Raw genomic sequence first — 9,580 nt, 5'->3', positions numbered from 1 at the left:
GTTGTCAGTAGGTGCACACGCTATTGCGTTCATTTGCTTTCCTTCTTCCAGAAATTCTTCAATTTATCTCGTAATCAAGCACCATGTCGAAGTCTGCACGCTTTCACGTCAGGATATTTATCCCTATCTACCTCATTACAAGATAGCCTTCGCTTCCTCGACACTCCCATACCCACATTCCCGTCGGTTCACCTTGCGGTTGCCTACCTGTCAATTGACAGGAGAAATTTGGGCTTACCACGTTTCACACAGATAACATATTTCAGATGGGTTAGGTTCTGCGATTCCGCCGGTAGCTGTACATCCGTGTAATCCCAAACACGTAAGGAGTTAACTTAGCTACTTACCTTTTGGTTAAAGCTTATCAGCACTTTTAGCTTTTTGACATTGACGACGTTTATATGCAGTTTATTTAATTTAACCATACCATCCACAACCTAGCTCCCTAACCGCTTTAGTGCTAGCAGAATTCCAGATTCCTCACGGATTCCAGTTCTTCTCTTTCGAGAAAGGGTTGCATTGTCACAACAGCTTAGAACCCAAGGTGTTACCACCTACGCACCGTTGTCAGATTACTGTTAACGGAATAACAGGTTTATACTACTTAATGTAGCTAAACATTTATCTGTGCGACCTCGTGTCGCACCGTGGTGATTATCCGGGGTACCTTCTATGTGACATTTAATTGCACGGGCTTCGGAGACAATGGCATATATCCTCCCGCCGATCAGAACGGTGTCATAAAATGGCTGTTGGGAACCAGCACTTTCCCCAATACCATCTCCTTTTCAAGATATAACCAGCAAAAATCTAACGATCTGTGGAATAACAAGCATGGAACAAAAAGCACAAGCTTGGATGCCTGCACCCGAAACGCGACCACATGGCGGATTGACTACCCGGTTATCACATGGCTTGATACTGAGCGAAACAATCATACAGTAAGGACTATCGGCATCAACAGCATCGGTGCTATATCCCTGCCGAATCACACGATGTTCCCACCGGTTCAGGTTACAAAAATCGCAATAGCCACGGGTGACGGCACCACGAAAGACTTCAGCATCAAAGCTCCGTTTATCATCCCGAATTCCGAAACTATATATGTCAACAACGTTGCGCTGACCAAAGGTACGGACTATGAGATTGACTACGAGAGCAACTTCTGTGATATGCGGGAGAACTACCACACCGCAGGTCTTACCTGCAGGGTGGACAATGTCAGCTTCGGCAACCTCAAGACCGCCACAAAAAGCGGTTCGAATTATCGCGACCCGATTGCCTGGTGGGACTGCTACGAGGCGAACCAATATCCCACATCGTGTACGGTGAACGAAGCGAATCCTATATTCTTCGACTTTGGTTATGAGAAGGAATGTAACCGGATGAAGATTGAAGTCAACACCGTTCCTGCAGCTCAGATTGACAATTTGAAGATTCAGTATTCAACTGACAACGCAACATGGACAGATGTACCGGGTATGACAAGAACAAACCAGGTGTGGAGCTTTACCCTGACTTCGGCTCGATACTGGCGTGTATTTATTCCTTCTTACAACTGGTCGTATGCGCTGACCACCGGCACAAATACCCGCGACGAGCAGGCTTTCGGTACAACCTTCTTCCTCGGCAAAACTGTGCCGGGATTGAAGTTTACCACTCCGCCTGCAAACGGTGCCGCCATTGAAGCAAGCTACCAGCTTGAACTGCCATTCAAAACTTCGAATAATTTGCTCCGCTTCACCTGCTCACTGCTGCTTTCAAGGGGCGAAGGGAGTTAAACTATGAGACTGACCTTTGAATACACTAAAACGGCAGGTTCGGGACTTTCACCTCAGGCAGTCCACATGATGGACAACGGCCTGCGGTTTATTTATCTCACCTCAGATGGGCTGGTAGAAGCAAATGAATGTTTCCCGGATATGGGGCTGTATGATGAGCTTACCTACAAGGATAAAGGCAGAATATCCGCCGACTTCGAGGTAAGCAAGCCACAGTTGAAAAAGGTGGCGCACCACGGCGCTTACGGATTCTGGAGCAGCGAGAACACGCATCGGTTCGTCATATATATGCTGCCGTATGACGTGTCGGCTGCGCTTGTGGACGGAAGCATTTCCTTTACGAAGGACAGCCCGGTGTCGCAGCTGAGTATTTCTTTCATGAATATCGGCGGTGAGCTTGTCGGTAGATACCGCTCAGTTATCTCACCCAATACGATGCTGGAAATCAGCTTTACGATGGGCGGCAGCGCCTGGCTCCCGCTCGGTCAGTTCTATATTGACCGGGTCAGCACGTCATACCCGGAGGAAAGCATCTCTGTTACAGCGCGGAACGGTATCGGAAAGCTGCTGAAGGAACAGACATTTGATGATAACAACAGCTTCTTGAACACAACGCTGAAGGAAAACCTCGAAGCGATATTGCTGATTTCAGGAATTGAAAGCTACTTTGTCGGCGATCCGCAAAAGGCCTGGAAACTGTCCTTTGAGCCGGATACCACTCTGCAGTCCGGAATTGACGAGGTTATTTCTCTACTTCCGGGCTGGCAGTTTCGTGAGAATACTGATGGAACAGTCGGTATCGCTCCCGTCAGTGACAGCCGTTTTGAACAGCCATCGGTTTATGTGTTCGAACGCGACAAGACCTGCTTCAGCTACGATGTGGAATATTCGGATGAAAACACCTGCGCCAAGCTGTGTGTTTCCTGCAAAGAGCCTGCTGTGACGGTTTATGTTACGCTTCCGCCGCACAGGTGGTGGGTTTCTCCGCAGCACAAGACGATGTATGTAACCGTGCCTAACGGAACGGGCAGCGCCGAGCTTGCGGCATATGCAGATGAACTGGCGAAGCTGATTGCCATCAGCGGAAGAATTGAGAGTTTTGCCGGGATTTTCATGCCGCAGCTGATTATCGGAGATGAAATAGAGCTTGTTGAAACAAACGGTAAGCATAGTAAAACCGGCACTGTTACAAGCGTGCGCCACAAGTTCGGAAAAGGCGGCTTTATCACCGAGTTCACCGTTGACAGTTCCGGCAGAAAAGGCAAGGCGCTTCTCAAGGACTATGTTTCTCAAATCGGAGGCAAATCCACACGAAGCAATGTGGTAATCTCCTAATTATATTTTCTGATGGCAGCACTCCGGCTCGGGGTGCTGTTTTCATATTCAACAACAAGAAAAGAGGTAATTTAAATGAAAGAAATCTGGAACTGGATTCAGGTGGCAATCGCCGCCGCCGGAGGGTGGCTTGGTTACTTTCTGGGAGGGTGGGATGGCTTTTTGTATGCACTGCTTGCATTTGTAGTCATCGACTACATCACCGGACTGATGTGTGCGGTGCTTGATAAAAAGCTCTCCAGCGAGGTCGGCTTTCGTGGCATTTTCAAAAAAGTGCTTATCTTCTCACTGGTGGCAATCGGACACATCATAGACAAAAGCGTTATCGGTGACGGCTCAGTTATACGGACAGCGGTCATCTTTTTCTATCTTTCGAACGAGGGTGTTTCTATACTCGAAAACGCCGCGCACATCGGCCTGCCCGTACCGCAAAAGCTAAAAGACATTTTGGAACAGCTTCACAACAGAACGGAGGATAAAAAATGAACCTACGCAAGCTCATCTTTATAAACAACGCCTGTTACAAGGTAGGCAGAACCATCACACCAAAAGGCATCATGGTGCATTCTACCGGGGCTAACAACCCCAACCTGAAACGCTATGTCGGACCTGACGACGGATTGCTCGGTAAGAACCAGTACAACAACTACTGGAATCAGGACAAGCCAGACGGACGGCAGGTCTGTGTCCACGGCTTCATCGGTAAGCTGGCTGACGGCAGTATTGCCACTTATCAGACGCTTCCTTGGAATCATCGTGGCTGGCACGCCGGGGGTTCTGCGAACGATACACATATCGGCTTTGAAATCTGCGAGGACGGGCTGACCGATGTCTCGTATTTTTCTGCCGTTTATAAGGAAGCTGTGGAGCTTTGCGTCTATCTCTGCAAGCAGTACGGACTGACGGAGAAGGACATCATTTGCCACAGTGAGGGTTGCAAGCTGGGCATCGCCAGCAACCACGGCGACGTCATGCACTGGTTTCCGAAACATGGAAAGTCGATGGATACCTTCCGTGCTGCTGTAAAGGTTGGACTGGCGGCAACGGAAGCACCCGCCCCCGTCACACCGACCACACCAAAAAAATATTACCGTGTGCAGGTCGGTGCGTATTCTGTTAAGTTAAACGCAGACGCCATGCTTGCTAAGATTAAGGCGGCTGGCTTTACTGATGCTTTTGTAAAGTACAGCGAATAAAGGATACACCGTTGCTAATAGGAAGTCCATAAACCAGCGGTCAAGTTATTGACCTACAGTTATTATTCAGACCCGTGGAGATGATTTATTTTCATTTCCACGGGTCTTTTTCTGTTTTTGGTACGGTTTTACGCCCCGCCTGTCCTGTACGAGGTGGAGGGATTGTCCCTCAGAACGGAGGACGGAACATGACCGATAACCAAAAACAATCCATAAAAGAAATGCGAGGCGCGGGCATTGGATATAAGAAGATATCCCAGGTACTCGATTTGCCCCTGGGGACAGTGCAGTCCTTCTGTCGTAGAAAAAACATAACGGTCGTGGAGCCCGTTGTTCATGATGAGAATCACTGCCGCCAGTGCGGTAAAACGCTCATCCAGACGGATAAGGTGAAAAGGCGGAAATTCTGCTCAGATGAATGCCGGGTCAAATGGTGGACAGAACATCCGTGTTCAAAGAACACGGACTCAAAATCGTGCCATGCCGTAGTATGCGAGAACTGCGGCAAGATCTTCACCGCCTATGGAAAAGAGCCAAGAAAATACTGCTCCCACAAGTGCTACGCAGGGGCAAGATTCGGAGGCGGCGCGCTATGAAAAAGGAACTGTTTTATAAGGAAATGCTGTACCACGCAAGCCTCTCTCCTTTCAAAGCTATGCTTGAAAACGGCATCCTTTCCGGGGACGATTACCGGGTAATTGATACAATTATGAGGGCGAAATATTCTCCGATTTTTGTAGAGAAAAGTTATCAAATATCACTGGATAATAAGAGAGAATGACGGTAATATGGCTACTACCCAAAGGAGGACTCAGCTATGGAAAAGCAGATTATTGACATTACGCCAACTCGCACAGCCTTTGCCGTAAAGCAGCGTGTAGCGGCATATGCACGGGTTCCCTGTGATAAGGATACCATGCTTCACTCTCTGGCAGCGCAGATTGACTATTACCGCAAATATATCATCCGCAATCCCGAATGGGAATTTGTCGGAGTGTATGCAGACGAGGCGAAAACGGGAACGAAGGAAGACAGAGAGCAATTTCAAAAGTTGCTCTCTGATTGCCGTTCGGGACTTATCGATATGGTAGTCACGAAGTCAATTTCCCGCTTTGCGAGAAATACGGTTACGCTGCTCGGCACGGTGCGGGAGCTCAAGGAACTCGGCATCAACATCTTTTTTGAAGAACAGAATATCAATTCAGTCAGCGAAGAGGGCGAATTGATGCTCACTCTTTTGGCGTCCCAGGCACAGGAAGAAAGCCTCTCATGCAGTGAAAACTGCAAGTGGAAGATTCGTAAGGGTTTTGAGCTTGGGCAGCCCAACACCTGCACCATGCTCGGTTATCGCCTGGTAAACGGCGAAATAACACTTGTGCCGGACGAAGCGAAAATCGTAAAAGAAATTTTCGACCTTTATCTTTCTGGCTGCGGCGTTCAGAAAATCGCAAATACGCTGAACGAGCGTGGCGTTCGCACGGAAAAGATACCGTTCTGGCATCTGGACACCATCCGCGGCATTCTGCGAAACGAGAAGTATATGGGTGATTTGCTCCTGCAGAAATCACTGAGCGAAAGCCACCTTACAAAACGCCAAGTCAAAAATGAAGGCCAGCTTCAGCAGTTTTATATTACCGATGACCATGAACCGATAGTGTCCAGAGCCGTTTTCTCCGAAGCGCAGCGCGAGGTTCAGCGCCGTGCCGAGAAGCATAAATGCGGCGCCGGTACTAAGAGCGTCTTCACGGGAAAAATCAAATGCGGTATCTGCGGTAAGAACTACAGACGCAAGACCACACCCCACAACACGGTCTGGTGCTGTTCCACCTTTAACACCCGTGGGAAAGCATACTGCGCCTCCAAGGTCATCCCGGAAAACACCCTCAAGGATTATATTTCGGACGCTCTTGGTAGTAAGTACTTTGCAGAAGATTTCTTTACGGAAACGGTTGACTCTATCGTGGCTGAACCAGGTAATACTATGCGGTTGATTTTCAAGGACGGCACGGAAAAGAGAATTACATGGAAAGACCGCTCACGCTCCGAAAGTTGGACAGACGAGATGCGTGAGGCAGTGAGACAAAAAATGCTTGAAAGGAACGGTGCAAAAAAATGAGCAATAAGAATGTCACGGTCATTCCCGCAAAAACCGCTGGCTTTTTGCAAGGACTGCCAGGTTTGATAATAAAACGGAAAGTGGCGGGATATGCCCGTGTTTCAACGGACAAGGATGAGCAGCAAAACAGCTACGAGGCACAGGTGGATTACTACACCGACTACATTAAGCGGAATCCGGAATGGGAGTTCGTGGAGGTGTATACCGACGAAGGTATTAGCGCCACCAGCACCAAGCACCGCGAGGGCTTCAAACGAATGATTGCCGATGCTTTGGACGGTAAAATCGACCTCATCCTCACAAAATCGGTCAGTCGTTTCGCCAGAAATACGGTCGACAGCCTAACCACCATACGACAGCTTAAGGACAAAGGGACTGAGGTCTATTTTGAAAAGGAGAACATTTTCACGATGGATTCCAAGGGAGAGTTGCTCCTTACTATCATGTCGAGCCTCGCGCAAGAAGAGTCCCGATCCATTTCAAAGAACATCACCTGGGGCAAACGCAAGAGCATGGCGGACGGCAAGGTGTCCTTCGCCTACAGTTCCTTCCTCGGCTACGATATTGGGACTGACGGTCATTTATATATAGTAGAAGACCAAGCAAAAATCGTACACAGAATTTATGACGAGTTTCTTGCCGGAAAAACTACTTATGATATAGCCAAAAGACTCACCGAGGACGGCATTCCGACTCCAATGAAGAAAGTGAAGTGGCAAGAATCTACAGTCAGAAACATACTGCAAAATGTTAAATATCGCGGGGATTCGGTGCTGCAGTCTACATTTGTCGAGGATTATTTGACTAAAAAAGTGAAGAAAAATAACGGCGAATTGCCTCAGTACTATGTGTCTCAAAACCACCCGCCAATCATCCCGCCCGAGAAGTTTGAGATGGTACAGGAGGAGTTCCGCAGGCGAAAGGAAGGCGGTCCGTACACCTGTATTTCACCCTTTTCCGGCAGAATCGTATGCGGTGACTGCGGCGGTTTTTACGGCAGAAAAGTGTGGCACAGCGGCAGCTCCTACCATTCTTTCGTCTGGCACTGCAACAACAAATTCGCAAAGCGGAAATACTGCTCTACACCGACTGTTAAGGAAGAAACCATCATGAGGTGCTTTGTGGATGCTTTCAATAGCCTTATAGCGAGAAAGGATGAGATCGCCCGGAACTACGAGGAGTGCCTTGCAGCCATAACCGATGACAGCGCCTACAAGACCAGACTTGCCGAAGTCGAGGAACTCTGTGCGGGACTTGCCTCACGGATGCACGACAACCTCACCAGGGAGAGCCGCATGATGGACGACTGCAGCGAGGACAGTCCGCTTAAAAAAGAACGTGATGAAATAACCCTCGAGTACGAGACTTTACAGAAAGAACATAAAGAACTGAACTCCAAGATTGCCCTCTGCGCCGCTAAGAAAGTACAGATACGCGGTTTCCTTCAGCTTTTGAAGAAGCAGAAGAAAGCACTGGTGGAGTTCGACCCGCTCGTTTGGCAAGCGGCAGTTCACTACATGGTCATCAACGAGGACTGCACGGTGAAATTTGTATTCCGTGATGGCACCGAACTGCCCTGGGTGATAGACCCGGGTGTTAAGTCCTACAAGAAGAGAAAGGCGGTGGAATCATGCCCACAAGAGTAATACTGCCAAAACCAGAGGAGTCAAAGAAAAAGCGGACGGCGGCGTACTGCCGGGTATCGTCCTCCAGCGAGGAACAGCTCCACAGCTATGCAGCACAGGTCAAATTCTACACCGAAATGCTCTCTGCAGATATGTCCTGCGAGTTTGTCGGCGTGTATGCCGATGAGGGCATAACCGGTACCTCGGCAAAGAAACGCCTACAGTTCATGGCAATGATTGAGGACTGCCGTGCCGGGAAAATAGATGTCATTGTAACAAAGAGCGTGTCCAGATTCGGTCGCAACACCGTGGACACGCTTTCCTATACCCGTGAACTTAAAACACTCGGAATCGATGTGTATTTTGAAAAAGAGAATATGCATTCCATCAGTCCGGACGGAGAACTGCTGCTTACCCTTATGGCGGCATTTGCCGAGTCTGAGTCGGTATCAATGTCTGAGAACATTAAGTGGGGGTTGCGGGAAGCATATAAAAGAGGACAGGCGGAAAGTCTTCCACTTGGCAAATTCTACGGCTACAAACAGGAAAACCGCACCATTTCCGTTGTTGAAGAAGAAGCCAAGGTTATACGGCGAATCTACGACGAGTACCTAATGGGCCTGAACAGTGCCGAAATAGCCGGAAAACTGACCGCGGAAGAAATACCGACAGAACGTGGAAATTCGGTATGGCATGAAACAGTCATAAGAAAAATTCTGCGGAATGAGAAATATAAGGGCGATTCGCTGTTCCAAAAATCATATATTGTCAATCCGCTTACGCACCAAAGAAAAAAGAACAGTGGCGAATTAACGAAGTATCACGCCACTTTTGCATTTCCGCCAATCGTTGACCGAGAAATCTGGGATCTGGTTCACGCAGAAGAACAGCGTCGAATAGAGTATTGCCTAGAACATGGTCTAGCCCACTACGCCAACAGTTCAGAGCAGTTTCCATTTTCTTCACGCATCGTCTGCGGGGTTTGCGGAAACACCTATCAGATGCTATCATCCAAGCAGCGAGATAACTACGGGAAAATATACTGGCGCTGTACCTCTTTTCACGGGAACAAGGGCTCGCCTATTGAGGGCCATGCATTCACGCCCAATGGGCAGCCGCTCAGATTGAATATTGACGAAACTCAGAAGCATATTAAATACCAACGAGCGCGACGAAAACTACCGCAGCCTCGGCAAATGCTCTGCACCGATATTTCTGTTGATGGCGGAAAGCCGGAGAAAGTCTTCGTAAGTGCCTGGAATCTACTTGTAAGCAAAAAGCTACTGTACCAGGCGTCACTCAGACGTATTGCGGAAACCGAAACAAACGCCTTGACTCGGTATCGTGCTGAACAGTTGATTCTGATAATTGACAATGTGGGGAAAATACAAACCTACGACTACCCACTGGCTTTGCAGACACTTGAGCGAATTGAGGTGAATCCAAACGGGAAACTGTCGATTTGCTTTCTTGCCGGGATAAGGATCACGATATGAACGCGAACACCTCAGGGCCTTACGGCTGTGA

The 9,580-nt window shown here is 48.5% G+C and carries 9 protein-coding genes; all 9 read left to right on the top strand.

Annotation, left to right across the window (positions count from 1 at the left end; genetic code table 11):
* Positions 1 to 674: 674 nt before the first annotated feature.
* The 9 genes from ACECE_RS30940 to ACECE_RS26580 all read left to right on the top strand — a co-directional run bounded on the left by ACECE_RS30940 (position 675) and on the right by ACECE_RS26580 (position 9,549).
* Positions 675 to 1,781, top strand: coding sequence for a hypothetical protein (locus ACECE_RS30940; RefSeq protein ID WP_162862480.1), 1,107 nt, complete (start codon positions 675 to 677; stop codon positions 1,779 to 1,781).
* A 3-nt stretch (positions 1,782 to 1,784) separates the two neighbouring features.
* Entirely contained in the window at positions 1,785 to 3,116 is a 1,332-nt protein-coding gene (locus tag ACECE_RS0204315; protein WP_010244558.1) for a hypothetical protein, read from the top strand.
* 75 nt (positions 3,117 to 3,191) lie between these two features.
* A complete protein-coding gene (locus tag ACECE_RS0204310; RefSeq protein ID WP_010244555.1) occupies positions 3,192 to 3,602 on the top strand; it encodes a phage holin family protein in 411 nt (136 codons plus the stop codon).
* The gene (locus ACECE_RS0204305) at positions 3,599 to 4,312 is read left to right on the top strand and encodes an N-acetylmuramoyl-L-alanine amidase (RefSeq protein ID WP_010244552.1); all 714 of its coding nucleotides are present in this window, start codon (positions 3,599 to 3,601) and stop codon (positions 4,310 to 4,312) included. Before ACECE_RS0204310 ends, ACECE_RS0204305 begins: the two co-directional genes overlap by 4 nt.
* Before the next feature lie 188 nt (positions 4,313 to 4,500).
* Complete coding sequence (locus tag ACECE_RS0204300) at positions 4,501 to 4,908, top strand: hypothetical protein (RefSeq protein WP_010244549.1); 408 nt, start codon at positions 4,501 to 4,503, stop codon at positions 4,906 to 4,908.
* A complete protein-coding gene (locus tag ACECE_RS0204295; RefSeq protein ID WP_010244546.1) occupies positions 4,905 to 5,093 on the top strand; it encodes an SHOCT domain-containing protein in 189 nt (62 codons plus the stop codon). The genes ACECE_RS0204300 and ACECE_RS0204295 overlap by 4 nt, the downstream gene beginning before the upstream one ends.
* Positions 5,094 to 5,129: 36 nt before the next feature.
* Positions 5,130 to 6,428: a recombinase family protein gene (locus ACECE_RS0204290; RefSeq protein WP_010244544.1), complete on the top strand. Its 1,299-nt coding sequence runs from the start codon at positions 5,130 to 5,132 to the stop codon at positions 6,426 to 6,428.
* Positions 6,425 to 8,074 (top strand): recombinase family protein, encoded by a 1,650-nt coding sequence (locus tag ACECE_RS0204285; protein ID WP_010244541.1) that lies wholly within the window; start codon positions 6,425 to 6,427, stop codon positions 8,072 to 8,074. Before ACECE_RS0204290 ends, ACECE_RS0204285 begins: the two co-directional genes overlap by 4 nt.
* Positions 8,059 to 9,549: a recombinase family protein gene (locus ACECE_RS26580; protein ID WP_010244538.1), complete on the top strand. Its 1,491-nt coding sequence runs from the start codon at positions 8,059 to 8,061 to the stop codon at positions 9,547 to 9,549. The genes ACECE_RS0204285 and ACECE_RS26580 overlap by 16 nt, the downstream gene beginning before the upstream one ends.
* Positions 9,550 to 9,580: the final 31 nt, after the last annotated feature.

This window comes from Acetivibrio cellulolyticus CD2 (genome assembly GCF_000179595.2).
GTDB classification, from domain to species: domain Bacteria; phylum Bacillota; class Clostridia; order Acetivibrionales; family Acetivibrionaceae; genus Acetivibrio; species Acetivibrio cellulolyticus.
Note: the sequence above shows the minus strand (reverse complement) of the source record. Positions and strands in the feature narration are given on the sequence as shown.